Source organism: Cupriavidus ulmosensis (assembly GCF_977008105.1).
On sequence record NZ_CDRMWP010000001.1, the window covers coordinates 3999947 to 4024691 of the forward strand.

The window sequence follows — 24745 nt, forward strand, 5'->3', positions numbered from 1 at the left end:
GATCGACCTTATCAGTCGAGGATCTTGGCCACGACGCCGGCGCCGACGGTACGGCCGCCTTCACGGATGGCGAAGCGCAGACCTTCTTCCATCGCGATCGGGGCGATCAGCTTGACCGTGATCGACACGTTGTCGCCGGGCATGACCATTTCCTTGTCCTTCGGCAGCTCGATCGAGCCGGTCACGTCGGTCGTGCGGAAATAGAACTGCGGGCGGTAGTTGTTGAAGAACGGGGTGTGACGGCCGCCTTCGTCCTTCGACAGAATGTAGACCTCGCCGGTGAAGTGCGTGTGCGGCTTGATCGAACCCGGCTTGCACAGCACCTGGCCGCGCTCCACGTCTTCGCGCTTCGTGCCGCGCAGCAGCAGGCCCACGTTGTCGCCGGCCTGACCCTGGTCCAGCAGCTTGCGGAACATTTCCACGCCGGTGCAGGTGGTCTTGACCGTCGGCTTGATACCGACGATTTCGATTTCCTCGCCGACCTTGATGATGCCGCGTTCGATACGGCCGGTCACCACGGTGCCGCGGCCCGAGATCGAGAACACGTCTTCCACCGGCATCAGGAAGGTACCGTCAACGGCACGTTCCGGCGTCGGGATGTAGGTGTCCAGCGCGTCGGCCAGGTTCAGGATGGCCACTTCGCCCAGCTCGCCCTTGTCGCCTTCGAGCGCCAGCTTGGCCGAACCCTTGATGATCGGGGTGTCGTCGCCGGGGAACTCGTACTTCGAGAGCAGTTCGCGCACTTCCATTTCGACCAGCTCGAGCAGCTCGGCGTCGTCGACCATGTCGCACTTGTTCAGGAACACGATGATGTAAGGCACGCCGACCTGGCGGGCCAGCAGGATGTGCTCGCGGGTCTGGGGCATGGGGCCGTCGGCGGCCGAGCACACCAGGATCGCGCCGTCCATCTGGGCGGCACCCGTGATCATGTTCTTCACATAGTCGGCGTGGCCCGGGCAGTCGACGTGCGCGTAGTGGCGATTGGCCGTTTCGTACTCGACGTGGGCGGTATTGATGGTGATACCGCGTGCCTTTTCTTCCGGCGCTGCGTCGATTTCGTCGTACTTCTTGGCCGAACCGCCAAACTTCGCTGCCAGCACCGTGGCGATCGCTGCCGTCAGCGTGGTCTTGCCGTGGTCAACGTGACCGATCGTACCAACGTTCACGTGCGGCTTGGTCCGCTCGAACTTTTCCTTTGCCATTTCGCGACTCCTGTGTCGGCTGCGATATTGCCAGTACGGTATTTGGTGCCCATGGGCAGGATCGAACTGCCGACCTCTCCCTTACCAAGGGAGTGCTCTACCACTGAGCCACATGGGCGAAACTTGACTGCTGCTTTCTTGACTGCAACCCGGGCAATCTGGAGCGGGTGAAGGGAATCGAACCCTCGTCGTAAGCTTGGAAGGCTTCTGCTCTACCATTGAGCTACACCCGCCGGGTTACCACGCTTTCTGCTTCACCGACTACCGCCGGGTTACTGTCTTGCTTAATTCTGGTGGAGAGGGCTGGATTCGAACCAGCGTAGGCGTAAGCCAACAGATTTACAGTCTGCCCCCTTTAGCCACTCGGGCACCTCTCCGCAGAGAACTTGTGATTATGGTGTAACTCATCAGGCCTGTCAAGCTTTTTCCATACTATGCAAAGCATGGGGACAGTGACGAGCTCGCGACCGGGCACCATCCAGGCTGCCTGGCCATTCCACAACCACCGGCGTTCGAAAAGAACACGCTCTCACCCTATAGGGTGTCGCCGGCAGCCCGGAAATGGCTTCCGGCGGGCCTTCCCGGGCCCCTTGCGCGGTCGACCGAGGTGATTTTTGGCGGCCAGGTCGGAAGCGCTGAGCCGCAATCGGTCGCCCCAAAAGCAAAACCCCCCAGTACGTACGTACTGAGGGGTTTTAAGAGAGAGCCTGGCGATTACCTACTTTCACACGGGTAATCCGCACTATCATCGGCGTGGAGTCGTTTCACGGTCCTGTTCGGGATGGGAAGGGGTGGTTCCAACTCGCTATGGTCACCAGGCATGAGCGGTGTGTTGCGCTGGGCTTGTCGGCCAACGCAACGAATAGGGATGTAGTCAGGTTGTGTCTTGTATCGGCCAGGCTGCTGAGCAGCGGCACGCGATACGTCAACCAGGCAGAAACACACTGGTTATAGGATCAAGCCTTACGGGCAATTAGTACTGGTTAGCTTAACGCATTACTGCGCTTCCACACCCAGCCTATCAACGTCCTGGTCTCGAACGACCCTTCAAGGAGGTCAAGCCTCCAGGGAATCCTCATCTTCAGGCGAGTTTCCCGCTTAGATGCTTTCAGCGGTTATCTCTTCCGTACATAGCTACCCTGCGATGCCTCTGGCGAGACAACAGGTACACCAGCGGTACGTCCACTCCGGTCCTCTCGTACTAGGAGCAGCCCCCGTCAAGATTCCAACGCCCACGGCAGATAGGGACCAAACTGTCTCACGACGTTTTAAACCCAGCTCACGTACCTCTTTAAATGGCGAACAGCCATACCCTTGGGACCGGCTACAGCCCCAGGATGAGATGAGCCGACATCGAGGTGCCAAACACCGCCGTCGATATGAACTCTTGGGCGGTATCAGCCTGTTATCCCCAGAGTACCTTTTATCCGTTGAGCGATGGCCCTTCCATTCAGAACCACCGGATCACTATGTCCTGCTTTCGCACCTGCTCGACTTGTCGGTCTCGCAGTTAAGCACGCTTTTGCCATTGCACTTTAGGTACGATGTCCGACCGTACCAAGCGTACCTTCGAACTCCTCCGTTACACTTTGGGAGGAGACCGCCCCAGTCAAACTGCCTACCATGCACTGTCCCCGACCCGGATTCACGGGCCAAGGTTAGAACCTCAAACAAACCAGGGTGGTATTTCAAGGTCGGCTCCACGCAGACTAGCGTCCACGCTTCAAAGCCTCCCACCTATCCTACACAGATCGGTTCAAAGTCCAATGCAAAGCTACAGTAAAGGTTCATGGGGTCTTTCCGTCTAGCCGCGGGGAGATTGCATCATCACAAACACTTCAACTTCGCTGAGTCTCGGGAGGAGACAGTGTGGCCATCGTTACGCCATTCGTGCAGGTCGGAACTTACCCGACAAGGAATTTCGCTACCTTAGGACCGTTATAGTTACGGCCGCCGTTTACCGGGACTTCAATCAAGAGCTTGCACCCCATCATTTAATCTTCCGGCACCGGGCAGGCGTCACACCCTATACGTCCACTTTCGTGTTTGCAGAGTGCTGTGTTTTTATTAAACAGTCGCAGCCACCATTTTATTGCAACCCCTTCACCCTCCTGGCGCAGGCCAGTCAAGCTACAAGGGCGTACCTTATCCCGAAGTTACGGTACCAATTTGCCGAGTTCCTTCTCCCGAGTTCTCTCAAGCGCCTTAGAATACTCATCTCGCCCACCTGTGTCGGTTTGCGGTACGGTCTCGTATGACTGAAGCTTAGAGGCTTTTCTTGGAACCACTTCCAATTGCTTCGCAGCACTAGGCCGCTCGCCCCATATCCTTGAATTCCGCGCCCGGATTTGCCTAAGCGCCTTCTCCAATACAGGGACCGGGACTTCCAACACCCGGACAACCTTCCGCGATCCGTCCCCCCATCGCATCATACGACGGTGCAGGAATATTAACCTGCTTCCCATCAGCTACGCATCTCTGCCTCGCCTTAGGGGCCGACTCACCCTACGCCGATGAACGTTGCGTAGGAAACCTTGGGCTTACGGCGAGGGGGCTTTTCACCCCCTTTATCGCTACTCATGTCAGCATTCGCACTTCTGATACCTCCAGCATCCTTTACAAGACACCTTCACAGGCTTACAGAACGCTCTCCTACCACGCACTTACGTGCGTCCGCAGCTTCGGTGACTGGCTTAGCCCCGTTACATCTTCCGCGCAGGACGACTCGATCAGTGAGCTATTACGCTTTCTTTAAAGGGTGGCTGCTTCTAAGCCAACCTCCTGACTGTTTTAGCCTTCCCACTTCGTTTCCCACTTAGCCAATCTTTGGGACCTTAGCTGGCGGTCTGGGTTGTTTCCCTCTTGACACCGGACGTTAGCACCCGATGTCTGTCTCCCGTGATTGCACTCTTCGGTATTCGGAGTTTGCTATGGCGGGGTAATCAGCAATAGACCCCCCAACCATGACAGTGCTCTACCCCCGAAGGTGAGACACGAGGCACTACCTAAATAGTTTTCGGAGAGAACCAGCTATTTCCAGACTTGTTTAGCCTTTCACCCCTATCCACAGCTCATCCCCTAACTTTTCAACGTTAGTGGGTTCGGTCCTCCAGTACGTGTTACCGCACCTTCAACCTGGCCATGGATAGATCGTCTGGTTTCGGGTCTACACCCAGCGACTGAACGCCCTATTCGGACTCGCTTTCGCTACGCCTTCCCTAATCGGTTAAGCTTGCCACTGAATGTAAGTCGCTGACCCATTATACAAAAGGTACGCCGTCACCCGTTTCCAGGCTCCGACTGTTTGTATGCATGCGGTTTCAGGATCTATTTCACTCCCCTCCCGGGGTTCTTTTCGCCTTTCCCTCACGGTACTGGTTCACTATCGGTCGATCACGAGTATTTAGCCTTGGAGGATGGTCCCCCCATCTTCAGACAGGATTTCACGTGTCCCGCCCTACTTGTCGTACACCTAGTTCCACAACGCTGTTTTCGCATACAGGGCTATCACCTGCTATGGCCGGCCTTTCCAGACCGTTCTGCTAACAACACTGCTAAAGAGTACAAGGCTCTTCCCATTTCGTTCGCCACTACTTTGGGAATCTCGGTTGATTTCTGTTCCTGCAGCTACTTAGATGTTTCAGTTCGCCGCGTTCGCTTCCCTGACCTATGTATTCAGTCAGGGATGACCCATAAGGGCCGGGTTTCCCCATTCGGACATCTCCGGATCAAAGCTTGTTTGCCAGCTCCCCGAAGCTTTTCGCAGGCTACCGCGTCCTTCATCGCCTGTGATCGCCAAGGCATCCACCACATGCACTTGTTCGCTTGACCCTATAACAAGTGTGTCTCTTTCGAGTCACGCTTCCTACAGGTTGAGTTCTCGCATTTGTGCCGTATTCCAAGTCATCTTTCGATCACTTTAAAATACATTTGGTTGATACAATCACAACCCGGTATCGTGTTTTACTGCAGCGTCTCATCAACGCTCACGACACCTTTACTACATCCCATATTGTTAAAGAACAGCCGATGTTTCCATCGTCTTGGCAAAGCCAAAGGCAAACGCTTTTCTCTCAAAGCGCTTGCCTTTGGACTGACCAATCCAAGGTAGTGGTGGAGGATGACGGGATCGAACCGACGACCCCCTGCTTGCAAAGCAGGTGCTCTCCCAGCTGAGCTAATCCCCCGATAACTTGGTGGGTCTGGTAGGACTTGAACCTACGACCCCCGCCTTATCAAGACGGTGCTCTAACCACCTGAGCTACAGACCCTTGGCTGTAACACCAAACAAACCGATAAGTGTGAACGCTCAACAACTTCTGCACGCTCTTGAAAGGAGGTGATCCAGCCGCACCTTCCGATACGGCTACCTTGTTACGACTTCACCCCAGTCATGAACCCTGCCGTGGTAATCGCCCTCCTTGCGGTTAGGCTAACTACTTCTGGCAAAACCCACTCCCATGGTGTGACGGGCGGTGTGTACAAGACCCGGGAACGTATTCACCGCGGCATGCTGATCCGCGATTACTAGCGATTCCAGCTTCACGTAGTCGAGTTGCAGACTACGATCCGGACTACGATGCGTTTTCTGGGATTAGCTCCCCCTCGCGGGTTGGCAACCCTCTGTACGCACCATTGTATGACGTGTGAAGCCCTACCCATAAGGGCCATGAGGACTTGACGTCATCCCCACCTTCCTCCGGTTTGTCACCGGCAGTCTCTCTAGAGTGCCCTTTCGTAGCAACTAGAGACAAGGGTTGCGCTCGTTGCGGGACTTAACCCAACATCTCACGACACGAGCTGACGACAGCCATGCAGCACCTGTGTCCACTTTCTCTTTCGAGCACCTAATGCATCTCTGCTTCGTTAGTGGCATGTCAAGGGTAGGTAAGGTTTTTCGCGTTGCATCGAATTAATCCACATCATCCACCGCTTGTGCGGGTCCCCGTCAATTCCTTTGAGTTTTAATCTTGCGACCGTACTCCCCAGGCGGTCAACTTCACGCGTTAGCTACGTTACTGAAGAAATGAATCCCCAACAACTAGTTGACATCGTTTAGGGCGTGGACTACCAGGGTATCTAATCCTGTTTGCTCCCCACGCTTTCGTGCATGAGCGTCAGTGACGTCCCAGGGGGCTGCCTTCGCCATCGGTATTCCTCCACATCTCTACGCATTTCACTGCTACACGTGGAATTCTACCCCCCTCTGACATACTCTAGCCTTGCAGTCACAAGCGCCATTCCCAAGTTGAGCTCGGGGATTTCACGCCTGTCTTACAAAACCGCCTGCGCACGCTTTACGCCCAGTAATTCCGATTAACGCTCGCACCCTACGTATTACCGCGGCTGCTGGCACGTAGTTAGCCGGTGCTTATTCTTCCGGTACCGTCATCCCCCCGAGGTATTATCCCAGGGGATTTCTTTCCGGACAAAAGTGCTTTACAACCCGAAGGCCTTCTTCACACACGCGGCATTGCTGGATCAGGGTTGCCCCCATTGTCCAAAATTCCCCACTGCTGCCTCCCGTAGGAGTCTGGGCCGTGTCTCAGTCCCAGTGTGGCTGATCGTCCTCTCAGACCAGCTACTGATCGTCGCCTTGGTGAGCTCTTACCTCACCAACTAGCTAATCAGACATCGGCCGCTCCTATCGCGCGAGGCCTTGCGGTCCCCCGCTTTCACCCTCAGGTCGTATGCGGTATTAGCTAATCTTTCGACTAGTTATCCCCCACGACAGGGCACGTTCCGATGTATTACTCACCCGTTCGCCACTCGCCACCAGGATTGCTCCCGTGCTGCCGTTCGACTTGCATGTGTAAGGCATGCCGCCAGCGTTCAATCTGAGCCAGGATCAAACTCTTCAGTTCAATACCTGTGTGACCCAAAAGGGTCTCGCTCTTTCGAGCGGTCGCTCACTCTCAGAAAACTGACTCGATCCCTCCGAAGAAGAACCGAACATGTTTACTGTGCGAGCACTTTATAACTTGTAAGCTAGAAGACCGAAGTCTCCCGCGTCCGCTATCAAGCGCCCACACTTATCGGTTGTTTGTTTGTTAAAGAACTTGCCGCGGTTCGCTTTGCTTACCGCGTCGCTGCTTCGTTGTCAGCAGCAGAGAAACGAGATTATGAAGAACTTTCTACGTTTCGTCAACAGGTTTCGCAATCTTTTTTTGCTTCGATCAGCCGCGCCATCCGCGCCACCAACCTCACCCATTCCCCCGCAGCCCTTGTCCCGTCTGCCTTTGCAGACAAGCTTCGTGTTGCGAGGGAGCGAATATTAAGGCCCCAATCGAGCCTTGGCAAGCGTTTTCTGCGAGGATTTCTCTGCGGCCAAAAAAGAGACTCGAAGGATACAAATTCGCGCCGGCGCGAAGGCTCCGCAAATCAGACCCGTCTCACTCCCATTCGCGCGCAGATGCCACATACTTTCTCATCCATCACATCCATATATAGAGGAGACACGGCAATGGCGATCCGGATCGTGAGGCTGGGTTCACCGCGCGCGCCCGACGAGGGGCTTCGCATCGGCACCGTGCGCCGGCCGCCGCGCGGCGTACCCAAGGCGGAGTTCGCTTCGCGCGACTATTACGACGTCTGGTACCCGGAGCTCTCGCCTTCGGCGGATCTCGTCGCGCAAGCGCTGGCGATACAGGAAGACGACGACGAGAAAGGCTGGCGCGAGTTCGAGCGTCACTTCCGCGCGGAAATGGCGCGCCCCGAAGCCAGCCGCACGCTGGACCTGCTGGCCGCCCTGTCGCGGCAGACGAACTTTTCGCTTGGCTGCTATTGCGAGCAGGAGCGGCGCTGCCACCGCTCCATCCTGCGGTCCCTGCTGGAGAAAAGAGGCGCCGCGATGGCTTGACCGCCGCGCAGACGGGAGACTCCCGTCAGACGGTCTTTTGCGTGCCGGATCCGGAGCGGTGGAACAGCGCGCGCAGTGCGCTCCACTGGATGGGCAGGAGCGGCGTGCTGTGGCGCACGGCGTCGCGCCGGGCGTAGTGGGCCAGCAGTTGCTCGCCGACCGACTGCCGGAAATAGGAAGGCGTCGGGTGGTTCATGGTCATTCCCTATTGTGGTTCATCGGAAACGATAGTATACCAAATTTTGGTGCGTCGCGTCATAACAGGGCACGCCCATGCCTCGCAACGGTGCATTTCCGTTGCGGAAATGCCCAATAAAATCAAAGGCCGGGACGTTACTCACGTCCCGGCCTTTGATCGTGCCGCTTTCAGCACATCGTATACCGAATACCTTCCAGTCGCCCCGACGCCTGCCTGCGGCTCCGCGCTAGCCGGCGCTCGCGGCAGTGCGGCCGCCTCGCTTGGCCGGGCTGCCAGTGCGGGGGGCTTCTCCGCCGCTCGGGGTCGTCTCCGCCAGTTCCTCGGCCGCCTTGGCCGCACTGTAGACATGGCGGGTCGCCAGCAGCGCGGCCAGATCGGCATCGCCGGCAATGACCGCCTGCAGGATCTGCGCGTGCTCTTCCCAGTTCTGCCGCGCGCGCGGCACGTTGGCCGGCGCGAACAGCAAGCCGGTGCGCTCCCGCAGCGTCCGCACCATGTCCTGCAGCACGCTGTTGGCGGCGATGTTGCCCAGCACTTCATGGAAGCGGGAGTTGAGCTCGACAAAGCGCTCGGTCCGGCCGCTGGCGGCCGCCTCGGTACCCTGGCGCAGGACGTCGTCGAGCTCGGAGAGCAGGCGCGGATCGCGCCGCTGCGCGGCCAGCTTGGCGTTGAGCCCTTCCAGGGTGGCCCGCACCTCGACCATTTCCTTGGCGATGTTCGGCGACAGCGTCGCCACCGACGCGCCGCGCCGCGGCTCGATGCGCACCAGGCCTTCCGCGGCCAGCGCGCGCAGCGCTTCCCGCACCGGAATCCGCGACACGCCGAGCTCGGTGGAAAGCTTGTTCTCCACCAGGCGGTCTCCCTGGTTGTACTCGCCCGCCAGGATGCGCTGCCGCAGGGTGTCGGTCACGAGCGCGAACAGGGGGGAATGCTGGGCGCCAAGGCTGGTGCCGGCGGAATCCGAAGCTGCGTGAGCGCGTTCGGTACCAGGGGCGTCGGACATAGGTTCTGGCTTCGGTCGGCAAGACACCGTCGCCGGGCGAGCCGCGCAGGCACGCCGTCGCGGACGGTAGTCAAAGGGATCTGGGACCGCCGCGCTGCCCCGAAGGGCAATGCCGCGACGGCGATATTGTTCGCATTGTATACCGGCGCGAGGCCATTTTTGCGCGCCGCCATGCACCCGGCCCTTGCGCGGGGTCAAGCGCCGCGCGGCCGGCGCGCGCGCGGCCCGGGCGCCCCATCCGGCACGCTATGATGCGCGAAGCTGAATCTCTCCAAACCCCGGCGCATCGATGGCACTGAATATCGTCTGGCTGTCTTTTTTCCTGCTTGCCTTCATCGTCGCCTGCGTGCGCCTGGCGCTCGGCGACACCACGGTGTTCCCCGCGATGCTGGCCAGCCTGTTCGACAACGCCCGCACCGCGTTCGAGATCTCGCTGGGGCTGGCCGGCATGATGAGCCTGTGGCTCGGCATCATGCGGATCGGGGAGCGGGCCGGCGTGGTGGACGTCTTCGCGCGCGCCGTCAGCCCCCTGCTGCGCCATTTCTTCCCCGGCGTGCCGCAGGGCCATCCGGCACAGGGCGCCATGATGATGAACGTCTCGGCGAACATGCTCGGGCTGGACAACGCGGCCACCCCGCTCGGCCTGAACGCCATGCGGGAACTGCAGTCGCTGAACACGCGCCCGGATACGGCCAGCAACGCGCAGATCATGTTCATCGTGCTGAACACGGCCGGACTGACCCTGATCCCGACCTCGGTGATCGCCATGCGGCAGGCCATCGCCATCAAGCAGGGCCTGCCTGGCTTCAACGCGGCCGACATCTTCCTGCCCACCTTGCTGGCCACCTGCGTCTCGTGCGTGGCCGGCCTGCTGGCCGTGGCCTGGGCGCAGCGGCTCAACCTGCTCAAGCCCGCCGTGCTGGCCGCCTTCGGCCTGCTGGCCGCCGCCGTGGGCGGACTGTTCCTGTGGCTGCGCCATGCTCCGCCCGAGCAGGTCAGCACGATCACGGCGCTGGCCGGCAGCGGATTCATCGTCACCCTGATCGTGGTGTTCCTGGTCTGCGGGGCCGTGCGCCGCGTCAACGTCTACGATGCGTTCGTCGACGGCGCCAAGGACGGCTTCGGCGTGGCCGTGCAGATCATTCCCTACCTGGTGGCGATCCTGGTGGCGATCGGCCTGTTCCGCGTGACCGGCTGCATGGACGTGCTGATGAAAGGGCTCGCCGCCGGCGTCGCCTGGCTGGGGCTGGACACCGCGTTCGTGCCCGCGCTGCCGGTCGGCCTGATGAAGATCCTGTCGGGCGCGGGCGCGCGCGGCCTGATGATCGATGTGATGAATACCTATGGCGTGGCCTCGTTCCAGGGCAAGCTCGCCGCCATCATCCAAGGTTCGACCGAAACCACCTTCTATGTGCTGGCCGTCTATTTCGGCAGCGTCAACATCCGCAATACGCGGCACGCGCTCGCCTGCGCCCTGTTCGCCGACTTTGCCGGCCTCTGCGCGGCGGTGGCCATTGCCTACCTGTTCTTCACCTGAGTGCCCGACTCCCAGCGGGCGAAGGCCGCAGGCATCGAACGAAAAATCCAGCCTCTGTATTGCCAGCCCCTGCTTCGTTGTGAAAAAGCAACATGTTTGTGGAGCAATACACGCTTGAATAACGTCGCGCTTGGTGCGTCGCAACAAATCGTATATAGTGGAGTCTGTCTCCTCCACCACCTCGGTGGATTCCAACCCGCGCATGAACTGCGCGGGTTTTTTTTGCCCGAAATTCGGCCCTGCGGCGGCAATTCGCGCTCAAACGCCGATGTACCGGCGTCTGGAGGCCAGCCTGCCCCATGCGGGCGCGGCGCGCGTATTTTGCGCACCGCAGCAAGGCAGGCTCGCACCAAGGCGGTGCGAAACATGACGGGGGGCGCGATATGTTGCGTCGCAACATGCCCGTGCCTTAGAGTCGATCCATCGTTCGTACCCCACCGGCGCCCCCGCCCCGCTTTCGTCGACATGTTTTCCGCGCTGCACCTGCCCCGCCCCGACACCCCGATGCTGCAACGGGGGCTGGTCTACGCCTTCTCGTTCCTGGCCCTGGCCGGCATCGGCTGGCTGACCGGCCAGCCGGGCTACCTGTGGGCGGCCACGGCCTCGCTCTGGACCTGCCTCGCGGACCGCACCGGCACCGCCAGCGACCGCCTCTCGGCCCTCGGCTCGGTCGGCGTGGGCGGCACGGCCGCATGTGCCCTGGGCGCGGCGGTGGCCGCTTCCCCGCTGGCCGCGCTGGCCGTGGTTGCCGCCGCCGGGCTGGCCGCGGGCCTGGCGGAAACCCGCGGGCCCGGGCCGGCCCTGTCGGCCAAGCTGCTCTACGTGATCCTGATCGCCGCCTGCCTGCAGCCGGTCGACGATGCCACACTGGCCGTGCGCGTGTTCGAGCGCAGCCAGGAATTCCTGCTCGGCGGCGTATTCGCCTGCCTGATGTGCCTGGTGTTGATCCGTTCCGCGCCCGACCGGCGCCCGCGCGCGGAGGTGATGGCGGTCTTCGACGCGCTGCTGCGCTTTGCCACCGAGCTTGCCGGCGCCGGCCCGGTCGGCGACGCGGCGGCCTGCAAGCGCGACATCCGGGAAAGGATCGAGGCGGCGCATCTCGCGATCGGCGCGCGCCGCGGCCTGGGCGACCCGCTTGCGCGGATGCGCTATGCCTACGTCGTCAGCCTGGCCGACGCGATCTTCGCGCTGCTGATCGTCGCCGCCGAACTGCGCGGCCGCATGGACACCGCGCTCCCGGCCCTCGCCGGCAAGGTCGGCGCCACCGCCCTGCCGCTGCAGCACCTGCAGCGCTGCGTCGCCGACCTGCGCCTGCAGGTGGAGGAAGCGCTGGCCCGCAGCACGCCCGACCTGCTTGCGCTGTGCGCGGCGCTGGCCCACGAGCTGCGGCGCCTGCACGCGCCGCTGGTCAACGCCGCCGCGCCGGCCCTCTACCAGTCGGCGCTGGCCGCCCTGGCCCGCTACCCGGCCTTTGCCGCCTGGCACGGCGCGCACCGGCGGCCGCGCCGGGCCTTCCGCCAGCGCTGGCAGCGCTGGCGCGCCACCCTGGCCGAGCACACCGCGCGCGACGCGCGCGTGGCGCGCCACGCCGTGCGGCTAGCGCTGGCCGGCAGCCTGAGCCTGCTGCCCGCGCAACTGCTGCGCGTGGATCATGGCTACTGGGTGGCCGTCACCGTCATCATGGTGCTGAGCCCGCAGTTGCAGACCACGCGCCGGATTTCGTTCCTGCGCTTCGCGGGCTCGCTGGCGGGCGCGCTGATGGCCTGCGCGATCGGCCTGGCCCATCCGGCGGCACCGCTGGCGCTGGCGATCAGCGCGGCGTGCCTGGCCGCCGCCTACATCTTCCGGCTCGCCGGCAGCCCGGCGCTGTTCGCCTTCTTCCTGACGCCGGCGGTCATCCTGTTCTCGTGGGTGGGGGCGCCGGCGGAAGACAGCAGCCACTTCGCGGCGCTGCGCGGCATCGACACGGCGCTCGGCTGCCTGATCGCGCTGGCCAGCTACTACGTGCTGGCGCCGCGCGCCGAGTTGTCGCGGGTGCGCCGGCACGGCCTCGAGGCGCTCGCCGCCAACGCGACGTACCTGCGCGCGGCATTTGCCGGCGCCGTGGCCTTCACCACCTCGCCCACGCGCTCGCCCGCGCCCACGCCCGCCCGCCTGGAAAGCCTGCGCATCGCCGCGGGCCGCACCTCGGCGCGGGCCGAGCTCACGTTGCAACAGGCTGAGGGCGAACTCCTTCCCGAACTGGCGGCGGCTTATGCCGGGCTGCACCTGACCGCGCGGCGCATGGCCGCGCTGGCCGGCGTGGTGCGCGCGGGGCTGGAAGCGGAAGCCGGCGCGGGCGCGCCGCTGCCCGCCACGCAGGGGGTGTTGCAGACGCTGGCGGGCCGGCTCTCGGCGCTGGCCGCGCATCCCGGCCAAGGCGGGCCGGCGCGCGCGGCCGCGGCGCAGCCGGCCGGCGGCGCGGCGGTGCCGGCGCTGGACCGCTTCCTGCTCGAGCAGGCCGCCTTCGCCGCCACCCAGGCGGACGCGGCCGACGCGGCGGTCGCCACGGCGGGCCGGCTGGCGGCCGGCATTGCCGCGGCAGGCGGCCGGCGCGTGCCCCATCCTGGCTGACGGCGCGGTTGGCGGCAGGATTGACGGCAATCAAGCACGCCCGCCCCGGCACGGCATCGCCCGGCGGCGCGATCTCCTAGAATGGTGGCATCCTTCAGCGACCGTTGTGAGGCGCGCCATGCCCGAGATCTCGTTTCCCCGCAGCGTTCCCGCCTATTGCGCGGCCAGCCTGACGCTTTCCTGCCCCGCCACGGTAAACGGCAAGCCCACGCTCTACTCGATCACGGCCGAAGCGCTCGAGACGCACTTCGGCGCGCGCTCGCCGCGCGAGGAGGATCTCGTGCACGCCTTCACCAGCAACCGGCAGCGCATCGAGCACATTGCCCAGGGCCTGTTCGAACTGACCCAGGCCAGGGAGATCGTGCTGCGCAGCGGCCATATCCGCTTCGCCGGATAAGCCGGACAGGCGAGATACGCTGGGCAGGCACGGCGGCGCGGGCAGCCTGCCCGCGTGCCGCCGCTGCTAGCCTTCCGCCGCCTGGCCCCGCACCAGCAGGACCGGCACGGTGGCCTGGCGGATCACCGACTCCGCCACGCTGCCCAGCACCAGCCGGCGCACGCCGCGCCGGCCGTGAGTGCCGATCACGATCACGTCCGCGCCCCACTGGGCCGCGGCTTCGTTGATGGACCCGGCGATGTCGCCGAGCGAGGTCTGCGGCTCCACCAGACGCACTTCGTGCTTCACCTTTTGCGCTTCGAGCCGCTTGGCGGCCGCGGCGAGCGCGCGTTCGCCGCTCTCGGTCAGCGCCTGCTGGATGGGCGCCGGATCGTAGTAGGCGGCATCGAACAGCATCTGGCTGTTGTCCACCGCGTACAAGGCAAGCACCTCCGCCTCGCCGCTGACCGCCAGGCGGATCGCTTCGGTCAGCGCCAGGTCCGAGGTGGCGCTGCCGTCCACCGCCACCACGATCTTCTTGTATGCCGCATTCGTCATTGCCGTTCGCTCCTTGGGAATTCGCTGGAAGTGATGCCGGCGCCAGTGCGCCGGCCGCCATCGATACTACTCGCCTCGCAGTGCACTTGTCTGCGCATCCGGCGCGCGCACCCACAGCGAGTCGCCGCGGTTCACGGCGTCGAGGTAATCGGCGGATCTTAGACCCGCATGCCGCGCACGCCATCGCCGCGGACGCCGAACTCGTTGCTGGCGCCGGCGGGCCGGGGCAGGAACGCCAGCGCGGCCAGCACGAGCCACACCGCGAGCCAGGCGAGGCGGCGGCACAGCCTGGCGCCGCAGTACCTGTCAGGGAAAGCGCATTGCATAATTGCCTCCTTGCTCAAGATGCCGCCGCCGCGGCCGCCCTCCGTCCGCTGCCCGCGCCCGGCCCTGTTTCCCTCCAGGGCATCGGCGGCGCGGGCGCGGTAGGGCCGGCGTGGCGCAGCGGCCTTCCATGTTTAGACTGCCGCCGCGGCCGTGATTTCCCGACGCCGCCCGGCCAAAGCGTTTGCCAATGGACCAGACTCAAGTCATCAACCAAGCCCGCCGTTCCCTCGCCGCGGGGGATTTCGCCGGCGCCCGCGCGGGGCTCGAAGCGCTGCTGGCGCACCAGCCCGGCCACGGCGGCGCCCTCGAGCTGCTGGGGCTGGCCGCGGGCAACCAGGGCGACTTCCGCGCCGCGGCGGCGCATCTCGAAAGCGCCGCGCAGGCCGGCGCGGCGTCGCCCGAGCTGCACTACAACCTGGCGGTGGCGCGCCAGAAACTGGGCGAGCACGACGCGGCCATCGCCGCCTTCTCGCAGGCGCTGGCGTTGCGGCCGTACTTTTTCGAGGCCCATCACGATCTCGGCCTGTCCCTGGCCGCGCGCGGCGACGGAACGGCCGCCGTGGCCGCCTTCGACGCGGCCCTGAAGCTGCGCCCGGACAGCTTCGAGGCGCTGTACAACAAGGGCAAGGCGCTCGGCGAGATCGACCGCTTCGAGGAAGAGATCGCGTGCTACCAGCGCGCCATCCAGCTGCGCCCCGATTTCTCCGGCGGCTACGTCAACCTGGGCGTGGCGCTGCGCGACCTGCACCGCTTCGACGAAGCCATGCGCCACTTCAAGAAGGCCGTCACGCTGAACGCCAACGACGCGCTGGCGCGCTGCAACCGCGCCCAGACCAACCTGCTGACGGGCGTCTTCGAGCACGGCTGGCGCGAGTACGAATGGCGCTGGCTGGACGGCAGCCCCGTGCACCGCCTGCCCGGCAAGCCGTGGCTGGGCGAAGGCAGCCTGGCGGGCAAGACCATCGTGCTGCACAACGAGCAGGGCTTCGGCGACACCATCCAGTTCGTCCGCTACGTGCCGGCCGTGGCGGCCCTGGGCGCGCGCGTGATCCTGCAGGTGCAGCCGGCGCTGGTGCCGCTGCTGCAGGGCTTTCCAGGCGTCGCCGAGCTGGTCGCCGAGGGCGATCCGCTGCCGGCGTTCGACTGCCATTGCCCGCTGATGAGCCTGCCGCTCGCCTTCCGCACCAGCCTCGCGACCATTCCGCCGGCGCCCTACCTGCGCGCGGACCCGGAACGCAGCGCGGCGTGGCGCGCGCGGCTGGATGCCAGCCCCGCCGGCGGCCGCCGGCCGCGCATCGGCGTGGCCTGGTCGGGCAGCACCTGGCACCGCAACGACCGCAACCGCTCGCTGAAACTGGAGCAGCTGGGGCCGCTGCTGGCCGGCGACGCCAGCTTCGTCTGCCTGCAGAAAGACCTGCGCGAGGCCGACCGCGCCGCGCTCGCGGCGCTGCCGCAACTGCTGGACGTCTCGGGCGAACTCGCCAGCTTCGCCGACACCGCCGCCCTCATCGACAACCTCGACCTGGTCATCAGCGTCGACACCGCCGTCGCCCACCTGGCCGGCGCGCTCGGCAAGCCGGTCTGGCTGCTGCTGCCGTACTCGCCCGACTGGCGCTGGCTGCTCGGGCGCGCGGACTCGCCGTGGTATCCGGGCATGCGCCTGTTCCGCCAGCCCGCGATGCGCGACTGGGGCGGCGCGCTGGCCGAGCTCGGCGCGGCGCTCGCGGCCCTGCTGCGGGACGCGCCGCGCGGCTAGGCGGGCGAGGACGAGAACAACGTGCGCCTCCCGTGCCCGCCACGTCCTCGCCGGACGCGCGGCGGCGGCCCGCGCGGGAACGCCCGGCCGTGCGGGCGCACACGCACGCGTGATTAAAATGGAAGCAGCCGCGCCGCGCATCCATATACAATCACGCCATGCAATATATCCATGTCGTCAACGGTGACGTAGCGGGCAATACGCTGCGGCAAGCTCTGGCCCAGGCCGCCCGGCCCGACCCGGTCGTCGTGCTGCGCGACGACCTCGCCGTCGGCCCGATCGCCGACGTCGACGGCAGCGGCCTCATCCGCTCCGGCTTCTGGCAGCGCGTGGCGCCGCGCAGCGACATCGACTTCGCCGCCGAGATGCAGCAGGCGCTGGACCAATTGCATGCCCTGCGCAAGGAAGAGACCGAGATCGCCATCTGGCATGGCCAGAGCGCCTCGGACCAGTTGATGCTGCGCCGGGTGGTGTTCCATCTGTACCAGTCGCCGCAGCGCATCAACGAGGTGGCGATGGACCTGCGCGAGCTCGAGACGCCCGCGCACGGCAACCTGGCCTCCATCGGCATGTATCCCGCGGCCCGCCTGGCGCGGCGCTTTTCCACCATCGCGCCGGTCTCGGTGCTGCGCCTGGGCCGGCTGGGCTACGAGTGGCAGCAGAACGTCAAGGAAAACGCCGACGTGCGGCTGTGGAAGGGCAACACGCTGGTGCCCGCCGCCTACCACTCGGTGGACGACGTGATCCTGGAGCGCGCCCCGCAGGAATGGGCGCCGGCCGCGCAGGTGGTGGACGCCGTGATGGGCGCCATCGAAGGCCTGCTGGCCAGCGACTGGTTCGTGTTCTGGCGCTGCCGCGAGCTGATCGGCGCCGGGCAGCTGGTGCTGCGCGGCAATGCCGATTCGCTGCAGACCTGCGAGCTGCGCCGCAATCCGTCCGCCGGCGGCGAATAAGGCCGCAAGCCCCCGAGCCGACCCCAAGCCGACCACAAGCCCAAGACAAGCGGATACAAGCGGACGTTACATGGCCCGTACCAAGGCACCCGATTTCGAGGCGCAGCGCGAGCAGATACTGGACCTGGCCGCCGCCGCGTTTGCCGCCAGCAGCTACCCCAGCACCTCGATGGCCGACCTCGCCGCCGCCTGCGGCACCTCCAAGGCGCGCCTGTACCACTACTACGAGAGCAAGGAAGCGATCCTGTTCGACCTGCTCGACCGCTACACGCGCCGGCTGATGCTGATCGTGGCCGAGGTGGAAGCCGAGGCCGGACGCCGCGGCAGCAGCGAGCAGGAAACCTTCGCCAGCCTGATCCGCGCGTTCCTGGCCGAGTACGAGACCTCGCAAACCCGCCACGTCGCGCTCGTCAACGACGTCAAGTTCCTGGCCGACGAGCAGCGCGACCAGATCCTCAAGCGCGAGCGCGACGTGGTGGCCGCCTTCTCGCGCCAGTTGCGCCGCGCCTACCCGGAGCGCGTCAACCGCGACAACCAGGCGGCGCTGACCATGACGGTGTTCGGCATGATCAACTGGACCTTCACCTGGCTCAAGCCGGGCGGCAAGCTGTCCTACGCCGACTTCGCCGAGATGGTGATCGACCTGCTCGCGGGCGGCCTGCCGGGCGCGCCGCGGGAGGCCGCCTAGCGCGCGGCGCGCCCGCCGGCCCGTCACCAGTCAGGACCAGTCCTCTTCCTCCCGGCGCCGGCGCTGGTCGCGGTCCTGGCGGAACATTTCCTCGAGCTCGTCGCGCGCCTGGCGCGCCAGCGAGACCAGCTTCTTCTGGTCGGTGTAGTGCGGGTAGAAGCGTTCGATGGCGGCGATGTTGTGGCGGCGGAAGCGGAGCGCCACCGAGCGCGCCTCGACCGGGTCGTAGCCCAGCCCCTCCAGCACGCTGCGGCCGAGCCGCAGCGATCCCTCGAACATCTCGCGCTCGAACAGCTCCACGCCGCGATCCTTGAGCTGGTAGACGTGCGAGACGTGGCGCGCCCGCGCGTAGATGCGCAGGTGCGGGAAGCGCTTGCGCACGTTGTCGATCAGCGCCAGGCTGTCCTCCATGCCGTCGATGGCCACCACCAGGATGCGCGCGCGCTCGGCGCCGGCGGACTCGAGCAGGTCCATGCGCGTGGCGTCGCCGTAGAACACCTTGAAGTCGTAGCGGCGCAGGAACTCGATCTGGTCGGGATCGTGGTCCAGCACGGTGACGCCGATGCCCTGCGCGTAGAGCAGGCGGCCGATGATCTGGCCGAAGCGGCCGAAGCCGGCGATCAGCACCGGGTTGTCCTGCGGCTCGATCACGTCGTCCGGGCGCCGCGCCAGGCGCGCCAGGTGCGGCGCCACCAGCCGGTCGTAGCCCAGCAGCAGCAGCGGCGTGGCCACCATCGACAGCGCCACCACCAGCACCAGCAGCGCCTCGGTGCGCGGCGGCAGCAGGCCGGCGCCGCCGGCCACGCCGAACACCACGAAGGCGAACTCGCCGCCCTGCGAGATCAGCAGCGCGAACAGCAGCCGCTGGCCGCGCGCAATGCCGAAGCGCGGCGCCAGCAAGGTCAGCATGGCGGTCTTGAGCACCACCAGCCCGGCCACCAGCGCCGCCACCATGACCGGCGCCTGCATCAGCACGCCGAAATCGATCGACATGCCGACCGCCATGAAGAACAGCCCCAGCAGCAGGCCCTTGAACGGCTCCAGGTCGGCCTCGAGCGCGTGCCGGTACTCGGAGTCCGCCAGCAGCACGCCGGCCAGGAAGGTGCCCAGCGCCATCGACAGGCCCACCGCGTCCATCATCAGCGCGATGCCCACCACCAGCAGCAGCGCGAAGGCGGTGAACATCTCGCGCATGTCGGTGCGCGCGATGAAGTTCAGCGCCGGGCGCACCAGGTAGCGCCCGCCCACCACCACGGCGCCGATCACGCCGACCGCCTTGGCCGCGCCGAGCCAGCCCGCCGCGCCCGCCGCCGCGGCGGTGCCGGCCTGCGCGCCCTGCGCCGCGAGCAGCGGCAGCAGCGCGATCATCGGGATCGCGGCGATGTCCTGGAACAGCAGGATGCCGAAGCCGGCGGCGCCGGCCGGGGTGCCGAACAGGTTGCGCTCGGTCAGCGTGGCCAGCGCGATGGCGGTGGACGACAGCGCCAGCCCGAGCCCCGCCACCAGCGCCACCTGCCACGGCGCGCCCACCAGCGTCGCGGCGCCGCCGATCAGCACCGCGCAGGCCGCCATCTGCGCGCCGCCGTAACCGAAGATCACGCGGCGCAGTTCCCACAGCTTCTTCGGCTCCAGCTCCAGGCCGATCACGAACATCATCAGCACCACGCCGAACTCGGAGAAATGCAGGATGGCCTCGACGTTGGTGACGAGGCGCAGCGCCCACGGGCCGATCGCCACGCCGGCCAGCAGGTAGCCCAGCACCGCGCCCAGCCCGAAGCGGCGGGCCAGCGGCACCGCCACCACCGCGGCGACCAGGAAGACCACCAGGGCCACCAGGAAATCGTGTTGTTCCACGGCGCCCCCTCAGCCGGCGACGGCGCCGGCGGCGCCGAGCACGCCGGACACGCGGGCGATATGCCCGGCCAGCGCGTCCTGGTCCACCTGGTTGGCGTCATGCAGCACCAGCGGCGCCAGCCAGTTCATGCCGCACAGCACGGCGGTCTGCGCCAGCGGCAGCATGTATTCGTCGATGCCGTGGCCGTGCGTGCCCTCGGGCCCGTAGGAATCGGCGTGGCCGCCGGTGCTGGCCACCACCAGCAGGGACTTGCCGCGCAGCGCGGTGCCGCCCGGTCCGTAGGCCCAGCCGCTCTCCAGCACCTCGTCCATCCAGAGCTTGAGCAGCGCCGGCATGCTGTACCACTGCACCGGGAACTGCAGCACCAGCGTGGCGGCGCGCGCCAGCGCGCGCTGCTCCGCGACCACGTCGATGTCGTAATCGGTATAGCGGAGGTAGAGATCGTGCACGGTGACGGCGGGCAGGGCCTGCAAGGCCGAGGCCAGCGGCCGGTTGACGCGCGACAGGCGCGGCCTGGGATGGGCATAGATGACGAGAATCGGGGGCTCGGCCTTTGGGTCCACGAAAAATCCTGGAAAACGTGCGGCGCGCGGTCCGGAACCGCGGCATCGCCGGCATTGAAGAGAACAGAGACTCACATGCGGCCGCGCCCGGGACCCTCCCCGGGCCGCGGCATCGGCGCCGCCGCCGGGCGGCGATGCGGGCATAGCATTATGCGGCGTTGCAACAAATCCACATGCCCGGCACCCTGCGGCATCATGAAGCACACGTCAAGTCTTTGATTTCATTGGAGATACACAAAAATTACAAAATACAACCAATTGGATCGCCCCCGAACCTTACGTCAGGCTGACAATTCCACTACAATACTTTTTGCAATGCAGCAAGATAGTGTTTGCCCTTGGGCCAGGCTTTTCGGGCTTTTTTGCCCGCCTTGCCCGGCCCGGCGCCGAAAGTGCGTGGCCTGACACCTGCTGAGTGCTATTTTTATACCTGAATACGTCGCAAGGAAAACAAAGTGAATCCGCTCGAACTGAGCAAGGCCGTCGGGGCCGTATCCGACGAAGATCTCCGCCGCGCATCCGCAGCCGCGCACGCCTCGCATCGCCCCACCACGCTGGTGCGCGAGCTGGCTGCGCATCACCGCTCGCGTCTGCTCAAGCATTTCCTCGCCCTGGGCGAGGAGGATCGCCTGCTCCGTTTTGGCCAGTCGGTTGGCGACCATGTGATCGAGGCCTATGTCGACAGCATCGACTTCGACCACGACACCGTGTTCGGCGTCTACGACGAGCACCTCGAACTGATCGGCGTGGGCCACTTCGCCAACCTGCGCGACAACAGCCAGGGCCGCGTGGCCGAGTTCGGCGTGTCGGTGTCGCAGAGCGCGCGCGGGCGCGGCATCGGCAGCGCGCTGTTCGAGCGCGCCGCCATGCACGGCCGCAACAGCAACGTGCGCACGCTGTACATGCACTGCCTGTCGCGCAACGCCGCCATGATGCACATCGCCAAGAAGGCCGGCATGAAGGTGCAGTACGCCTACGGCGAGGCCGATGCCTACCTGGAACTGCCGCCCGCCGACACCGTCAGCCGCCTGACCGAGGCGCTCGACGAGCAGGTGGCCGACCTCGACTACATGGTCCGCCGCAACCTGCGCGACGCGCGCCGCTTCGGCCTGCGCTTCTGGCGCTCGATGCTGCCGCAAAAACGCACGGCCTGACGCCGCTGCCGCCCCGGCCCCGATGGCGCGCCCGCCCGGCGCGCCATTTTCATTGGTGCCGCGCCGATCGCATCAACCGCACCAACCGCGCCGCGGCGCCCGATTGCGCTCAGTTGCCCGCCACCGGCAGCGCGGTGGTGTCCTTGATGCATTCCAGCGCAAAGCTCGAGCGCACGTCGATCACCGCCGGATGCGCCAGCAGGTGGTCCTTCATGAAGCGCGCGAAGTGCTCCATGTCTTCCACGTAGACCTTCAGCAGCAGGTCCATCTCCCCGGTCATCGCGTGGCACGCGGCCACCTCCGGCCAGATCGCGATGGCGGCGCGGAACAGGTCCAGCGGCGCCTTGCCCTTGGGCGCGCCGCCGTGCTTCTCCAGCCGCACGTTGATGTAGGCCAGCAGCCCCAGCCCGATCCTGCCCGGCTCCAGCAGCGCCGCGTACTGGCGGATCACGCCGATCTCCTCCAGCCGCCGGATGCGCCTCAGGCAAGGGCTCGGCGACAGGTTCACGCGCTCGGCCACTTCCAGGTTGGTCAGTCTCCCGTTGGTCTGCAATACCTCCAGGATCTTCCTGTCGATCTTGTCCAGTTCCACCTTGCTCACGATATTGTTGCTCCGCAATATGTTTGACGGCAATTTTTTTGCGCAAATTTAGCAAGCTGTGCACAAGTATGCAATTTTTTGTGTGCTTCCGGACCTTGTGCCTGCCGTCATTCTCCCCCCTCGCCGCGCCGCGCCCCTCCCGCGCGGCGGCCACAACCCTCCATTCCGATCGCTGGCGCCCCGCCTCCCGGCACCGGCGCGGTGGCCTTCCGGGTGCAAGATGCCGCCGCGGCGCGCCGCCGTGCACTGGAACTGGGCGCCCGGGGCGCGAGCGTTGGGAAGGCAAGGATGGTGCCAAGGCCACCAGCGCCGGGGCCGGCACCACGAAAAAAAGCGCGGCCCCGAAGGGTCGCGCTTTCCCGTGCCCGCGGCGCCGGAGCGCCGCGGGATCGCCGCCGGGGCCGGATCAGCCGCCGCGGCTCGACGGGGCCGAGGCGCCGCCGCGGTTGCCGTGCTGGCGCCATTGGTCGTGCATCTTCTGCATGGCGGCGCGGATCTCGTCCATCGTCAGCTTGCCGTCGTGATTGGCGTCGAGCTGGTCGAAGCGCCGCGCCAGGCGCGGGAAGCCGGCCTGGACCTCGGCCTTGGTCAGCGCGCCGTCGCCGTTCTTGTCGGCCGCCTTGAAGCGGGCCTCGAAGTCGGCCTGCATCGCCGCGCGGCGCTGTTCCATCCCGGCCTTGTGGTAGGCCGCCAGCTCGCTCTTGTCGAGCTTGCCGTCGTGGTTGGTGTCGATCTTGTCGAACAGCGCGTCGGCCTCCGCCTTGGAGATGGCGCCGTCGCCGTCGGTGTCGATCGACTTCATCCACATGCCGCCGTGCTCCATGTGGTGGCGCATGCCGCCTTGCATGGCCGGCGCGCCCGGGGCCGGCGCCGCCGGCGCGGGTGCCGCGGTCTGGGCGAAAGCCGTGCCGCCCATCGCCAGGAACACCGCCGAAGCGGCCATGAAATTCCGGATCGAACGCGTCTTGAGATTGCCTTGCATGTCTTTGCTCCTTTTTCGTCTCAGGTGGACTGGTAACGATTAGAACGCATGACGGGGGCGAAAGTTGGATCCTCTAATACGTTGTTACGCGGCTCACAGTTGGGTGGCGTTCCCGTAAACCGCTGAAAGCATTGGTAAATAATCGGCCGCGGCTCAGTCCTTGGCGGAAGCCGGCTCGCCCGGCACGCCGGCGGGCTGGGCGGACTGCGGCGGCGGCGCGGGAGCCGGCATCGGCGCGGGCATCGCCGGCACCGGCATCGGCGTGGACAGCGGTGCCGCGGCGCCGGCCGGCAGCGCCGGCTGGGCGGGCGCCGCCGGGCCGCGCGTGACGATGGCCGGCACCGGCAGCGCGATCTCCTGGCGCACGCCGTTGCGCTCGATCACCACGCCGCGGTCGCGGATCTCCACCAGCCGCAGTTGCGGCGACAGCGCGGTGCCCGCGCGCACGGCCTTGGGCGGGCCGCCGTCGAGCGAGAGGATCGCCGCGCCGCCGTTGCCGACGTTGGCACTGCCGCCGCCGATCTCGGCGACCACGCCGATCAGCTGCACGTCGCGCACGCCCGACTGCGCCGCGCCGCCGAACAGCGTGCCGGCGGCGCCGGTCTCCACCGCCTCGGTCTGCGCCACGCGCGCGGTGCGCGGCACGGCGATGGTCTTCATCGCGCTGAAGGTCAGGACCCAGCGCGTGGCCAGCGCGCACAGCGCGACGAACAGCACGAGCGCCGCCAGGCGCGGCAGCCAGAGTCCGGCCGGGTCGAAACGAAAGGCGGGCCGCATGGAAAGTTGCACGGGATGGGGCTGCAAGGACGGGAAAGCGCCAAGCCTACCAGAGCCGCATGACAACTGTCTGCCCCTCGCCCGCGCGGCGCCCTGGCGGCGGCCGGCCCGCGCATGCCCGCACCGGGCCGTCCGTGCGAGCATGCGCTCACAAAGCCGTCATCAAGTGGCGGTTATACTGTCCGGCCAGCCGCAGCGCCCCCGCGTTCGAGGTCCGGGACGCTGCACCAGATATTCCAAATAGGCTATCCATGATGCGTAGGTTCGCTGCCAGTTTCTCTGATTCTTTCCGCCGCCCGTCCCGTTGCCCTTCCCGCCGCCAGGCGCGCGGCTTCACCCTGATCGAAATCATGGTCGTGATCGTGATCCTCGGCGTGCTGGCCGCGCTGGTGGTGCCGAAGATCATGAGCCGCCCCGACGAGGCCCGCATCGTCGCCGCGCGCCAGGACATCTCCTCGATCATGCAGGCGCTCAAGCTGTACCGCCTCGACAACAGCCGCTATCCCACCACCGAGCAGGGCCTGGCCGCGCTGGTGGCCCGCCCCACCACCGAGCCCATCCCCAACAACTGGAAGGGCGGCGGCTACCTGGAAAAGCTGCCCAAGGATCCCTGGGGCCATCCCTACCAGTACCTGAACCCGGGCGTGCGCGGCGAGATCGACGTGTTCAGCTTCGGCGCCGACGGCCAGGCCGGCGGCAGCGCCAACGACGCCGACATCGGCAACTGGGAATAAGGACGCAT

19 protein-coding genes, 5 tRNA genes and 3 rRNA genes are annotated in these 24745 nt (G+C 65.6%); 9 read left to right on the plus strand and 18 right to left on the minus strand.

Annotated features, from left to right (window positions below; genetic code table 11):
* Positions 1 to 11: 11 nt before the first annotated feature.
* From tuf to ACWTPI_RS18515, 9 genes are all read right to left on the minus strand, one after another.
* On the minus strand, positions 12 to 1202 hold the full coding sequence (gene tuf, locus ACWTPI_RS18475; protein WP_020207180.1) for an elongation factor Tu: 1191 nt from the start codon (positions 1200 to 1202) through the stop codon (positions 12 to 14).
* A 43-nt stretch (positions 1203 to 1245) separates the two neighbouring features.
* Positions 1246 to 1320: transfer RNA gene (locus tag ACWTPI_RS18480), tRNA-Thr, on the minus strand.
* Between the two features lie 41 nt (positions 1321 to 1361).
* Positions 1362 to 1435: transfer RNA gene (locus ACWTPI_RS18485), tRNA-Gly, on the minus strand.
* A 58-nt stretch (positions 1436 to 1493) separates the two neighbouring features.
* Positions 1494 to 1579: transfer RNA gene (locus tag ACWTPI_RS18490), tRNA-Tyr, on the minus strand.
* Between the two features lie 328 nt (positions 1580 to 1907).
* Positions 1908 to 2021: ribosomal RNA gene (gene rrf, locus ACWTPI_RS18495) — 5S ribosomal RNA — on the minus strand.
* Between the two features lie 133 nt (positions 2022 to 2154).
* Positions 2155 to 5033 (minus strand): 23S ribosomal RNA (locus tag ACWTPI_RS18500).
* 280 nt (positions 5034 to 5313) lie between these two features.
* A tRNA-Ala gene (locus tag ACWTPI_RS18505) sits at positions 5314 to 5389 on the minus strand.
* Positions 5390 to 5396: 7 nt separating this feature from the next.
* Positions 5397 to 5473: transfer RNA gene (locus ACWTPI_RS18510), tRNA-Ile, on the minus strand.
* A gap of 61 nt (positions 5474 to 5534) precedes the next feature.
* A 16S ribosomal RNA gene (locus ACWTPI_RS18515) occupies positions 5535 to 7066 on the minus strand.
* Together the 16S, 23S and 5S rRNA genes with 5 tRNA genes alongside form the textbook arrangement of a ribosomal RNA operon.
* Before the next feature lie 599 nt (positions 7067 to 7665).
* Here ACWTPI_RS18515 and ACWTPI_RS18520 point away from each other — a divergent pair.
* Positions 7666 to 8061 carry a DUF488 domain-containing protein gene (locus ACWTPI_RS18520; protein ID WP_454732301.1) on the plus strand — a complete coding sequence of 132 codons (396 nt, stop codon included), beginning with the start codon at positions 7666 to 7668 and terminating at the stop codon, positions 8059 to 8061.
* Between the two features lie 25 nt (positions 8062 to 8086).
* On the opposite strand, the gene ACWTPI_RS18525 is transcribed toward ACWTPI_RS18520, so the two are convergent.
* Positions 8087 to 8257, minus strand: coding sequence for a hypothetical protein (locus ACWTPI_RS18525; protein WP_454732509.1), 171 nt, complete (start codon positions 8255 to 8257; stop codon positions 8087 to 8089).
* A gap of 229 nt (positions 8258 to 8486) precedes the next feature.
* Entirely contained in the window at positions 8487 to 9263 is a 777-nt protein-coding gene (locus tag ACWTPI_RS18530; RefSeq protein WP_059410825.1) for a GntR family transcriptional regulator, read from the minus strand.
* A 289-nt stretch (positions 9264 to 9552) separates the two neighbouring features.
* Between ACWTPI_RS18530 and ACWTPI_RS18535 the strand changes: the two genes are divergently transcribed.
* From ACWTPI_RS18535 to ACWTPI_RS18545, 3 genes are all read left to right on the plus strand, one after another.
* Positions 9553 to 10800, plus strand: coding sequence for a nucleoside recognition domain-containing protein (locus tag ACWTPI_RS18535; RefSeq protein ID WP_454732302.1), 1248 nt, complete (start codon positions 9553 to 9555; stop codon positions 10798 to 10800).
* Positions 10801 to 11265: 465 nt separating this feature from the next.
* Positions 11266 to 13413: an FUSC family protein gene (locus ACWTPI_RS18540; RefSeq protein ID WP_454732303.1), complete on the plus strand. Its 2148-nt coding sequence runs from the start codon at positions 11266 to 11268 to the stop codon at positions 13411 to 13413.
* Positions 13414 to 13531: 118 nt separating this feature from the next.
* A complete protein-coding gene (locus ACWTPI_RS18545; protein WP_020205850.1) occupies positions 13532 to 13810 on the plus strand; it encodes a DUF1488 family protein in 279 nt (92 codons plus the stop codon).
* 66 nt (positions 13811 to 13876) lie between these two features.
* Here the strand turns inward: ACWTPI_RS18545 and ACWTPI_RS18550 are convergent, their stop codons facing one another.
* Positions 13877 to 14347 (minus strand): universal stress protein, encoded by a 471-nt coding sequence (locus ACWTPI_RS18550; protein ID WP_020205849.1) that lies wholly within the window; start codon positions 14345 to 14347, stop codon positions 13877 to 13879.
* 158 nt (positions 14348 to 14505) lie between these two features.
* Complete coding sequence (locus ACWTPI_RS18555; RefSeq protein ID WP_020205848.1) at positions 14506 to 14673, minus strand: hypothetical protein; 168 nt, start codon at positions 14671 to 14673, stop codon at positions 14506 to 14508.
* 188 nt (positions 14674 to 14861) lie between these two features.
* Here ACWTPI_RS18555 and ACWTPI_RS18560 point away from each other — a divergent pair, with 188 nt between their 5' ends.
* The 3 genes from ACWTPI_RS18560 (at position 14862) to ACWTPI_RS18570 (ending at position 18071) form a co-directional block, all read left to right on the plus strand.
* Positions 14862 to 16430, plus strand: coding sequence for a tetratricopeptide repeat protein (locus ACWTPI_RS18560; RefSeq protein WP_059410829.1), 1569 nt, complete (start codon positions 14862 to 14864; stop codon positions 16428 to 16430).
* 158 nt (positions 16431 to 16588) lie between these two features.
* Positions 16589 to 17383 (plus strand): DUF1835 domain-containing protein, encoded by a 795-nt coding sequence (locus ACWTPI_RS18565; protein WP_020205846.1) that lies wholly within the window; start codon positions 16589 to 16591, stop codon positions 17381 to 17383.
* Between the two features lie 70 nt (positions 17384 to 17453).
* Complete coding sequence (locus ACWTPI_RS18570; protein ID WP_059410830.1) at positions 17454 to 18071, plus strand: TetR/AcrR family transcriptional regulator; 618 nt, start codon at positions 17454 to 17456, stop codon at positions 18069 to 18071.
* 30 nt (positions 18072 to 18101) lie between these two features.
* Here the strand turns inward: ACWTPI_RS18570 and kefC are convergent, their stop codons facing one another.
* Together kefC and kefF are read right to left on the minus strand one after the other, a co-directional pair.
* Positions 18102 to 19925 carry a glutathione-regulated potassium-efflux system protein KefC gene (kefC, locus tag ACWTPI_RS18575; protein ID WP_059410831.1) on the minus strand — a complete coding sequence of 608 codons (1824 nt, stop codon included), beginning with the start codon at positions 19923 to 19925 and terminating at the stop codon, positions 18102 to 18104.
* 9 nt (positions 19926 to 19934) lie between these two features.
* Complete coding sequence (gene kefF, locus ACWTPI_RS18580; protein ID WP_020205843.1) at positions 19935 to 20489, minus strand: glutathione-regulated potassium-efflux system oxidoreductase KefF; 555 nt, start codon at positions 20487 to 20489, stop codon at positions 19935 to 19937.
* Between the two features lie 455 nt (positions 20490 to 20944).
* Between kefF and ACWTPI_RS18585 the strand changes: the two genes are divergently transcribed.
* Entirely contained in the window at positions 20945 to 21643 is a 699-nt protein-coding gene (locus ACWTPI_RS18585; protein WP_020205842.1) for a GNAT family N-acetyltransferase, read from the plus strand.
* A 109-nt stretch (positions 21644 to 21752) separates the two neighbouring features.
* Here ACWTPI_RS18585 and ACWTPI_RS18590 read toward each other — a convergent pair whose 3' ends face one another.
* The 3 genes from ACWTPI_RS18590 to ACWTPI_RS18600 all read right to left on the minus strand — a co-directional run bounded on the left by ACWTPI_RS18590 (position 21753) and on the right by ACWTPI_RS18600 (position 24003).
* Complete coding sequence (locus ACWTPI_RS18590; RefSeq protein WP_059410856.1) at positions 21753 to 22244, minus strand: Lrp/AsnC family transcriptional regulator; 492 nt, start codon at positions 22242 to 22244, stop codon at positions 21753 to 21755.
* A 406-nt stretch (positions 22245 to 22650) separates the two neighbouring features.
* Entirely contained in the window at positions 22651 to 23226 is a 576-nt protein-coding gene (locus ACWTPI_RS18595; RefSeq protein ID WP_020205840.1) for an EF-hand domain-containing protein, read from the minus strand.
* A 153-nt stretch (positions 23227 to 23379) separates the two neighbouring features.
* Positions 23380 to 24003, minus strand: a complete 624-nt coding sequence (locus ACWTPI_RS18600; protein ID WP_020205839.1) for a hypothetical protein — start codon at positions 24001 to 24003, stop codon at positions 23380 to 23382.
* A 254-nt stretch (positions 24004 to 24257) separates the two neighbouring features.
* On the opposite strand from ACWTPI_RS18600, the gene gspG reads away from it, so the two are divergent.
* Complete coding sequence (gene gspG / locus ACWTPI_RS18605; RefSeq protein ID WP_029044209.1) at positions 24258 to 24737, plus strand: type II secretion system major pseudopilin GspG; 480 nt, start codon at positions 24258 to 24260, stop codon at positions 24735 to 24737.
* Positions 24738 to 24745 lie beyond the last annotated feature (8 nt).

Bases quoted from the DNA above. Each gene is read 5' to 3' on its own strand.
- ACWTPI_RS18550 (WP_020205849.1), bottom strand. From the start codon at position 14,347: ATGACGAATGCGGCATACAAGAAGATCGTGGTGGCGGTGGACGGCAGC.
- ACWTPI_RS18540 (WP_454732303.1), top strand. From the start codon at position 11,266: ATGTTTTCCGCGCTGCACCTGCCCCGCCCCGACACCCCGATGCTGCAA.
- ACWTPI_RS18535 (WP_454732302.1), top strand. From the start codon at position 9,553: ATGGCACTGAATATCGTCTGGCTGTCTTTTTTCCTGCTTGCCTTCATC.
- ACWTPI_RS18525 (WP_454732509.1), bottom strand. From the start codon at position 8,257: ATGAACCACCCGACGCCTTCCTATTTCCGGCAGTCGGTCGGCGAGCAA.
- ACWTPI_RS18595 (WP_020205840.1), bottom strand. From the start codon at position 23,226: ATGCAAGGCAATCTCAAGACGCGTTCGATCCGGAATTTCATGGCCGCT.
- gspG (WP_029044209.1), top strand. From the start codon at position 24,258: ATGCGTAGGTTCGCTGCCAGTTTCTCTGATTCTTTCCGCCGCCCGTCC.
- ACWTPI_RS18570 (WP_059410830.1), top strand. From the start codon at position 17,454: ATGGCCCGTACCAAGGCACCCGATTTCGAGGCGCAGCGCGAGCAGATA.
- ACWTPI_RS18560 (WP_059410829.1), top strand. From the start codon at position 14,862: ATGGACCAGACTCAAGTCATCAACCAAGCCCGCCGTTCCCTCGCCGCG.
- tuf (WP_020207180.1), bottom strand. From the start codon at position 1,202: ATGGCAAAGGAAAAGTTCGAGCGGACCAAGCCGCACGTGAACGTTGGT.
- ACWTPI_RS18530 (WP_059410825.1), bottom strand. From the start codon at position 9,263: ATGTCCGACGCCCCTGGTACCGAACGCGCTCACGCAGCTTCGGATTCC.
- ACWTPI_RS18520 (WP_454732301.1), top strand. From the start codon at position 7,666: ATGGCGATCCGGATCGTGAGGCTGGGTTCACCGCGCGCGCCCGACGAG.
- ACWTPI_RS18555 (WP_020205848.1), bottom strand. From the start codon at position 14,673: ATGCAATGCGCTTTCCCTGACAGGTACTGCGGCGCCAGGCTGTGCCGC.
- ACWTPI_RS18545 (WP_020205850.1), top strand. From the start codon at position 13,532: ATGCCCGAGATCTCGTTTCCCCGCAGCGTTCCCGCCTATTGCGCGGCC.
- ACWTPI_RS18565 (WP_020205846.1), top strand. From the start codon at position 16,589: ATGCAATATATCCATGTCGTCAACGGTGACGTAGCGGGCAATACGCTG.
- ACWTPI_RS18600 (WP_020205839.1), bottom strand. From the start codon at position 24,003: ATGCGGCCCGCCTTTCGTTTCGACCCGGCCGGACTCTGGCTGCCGCGC.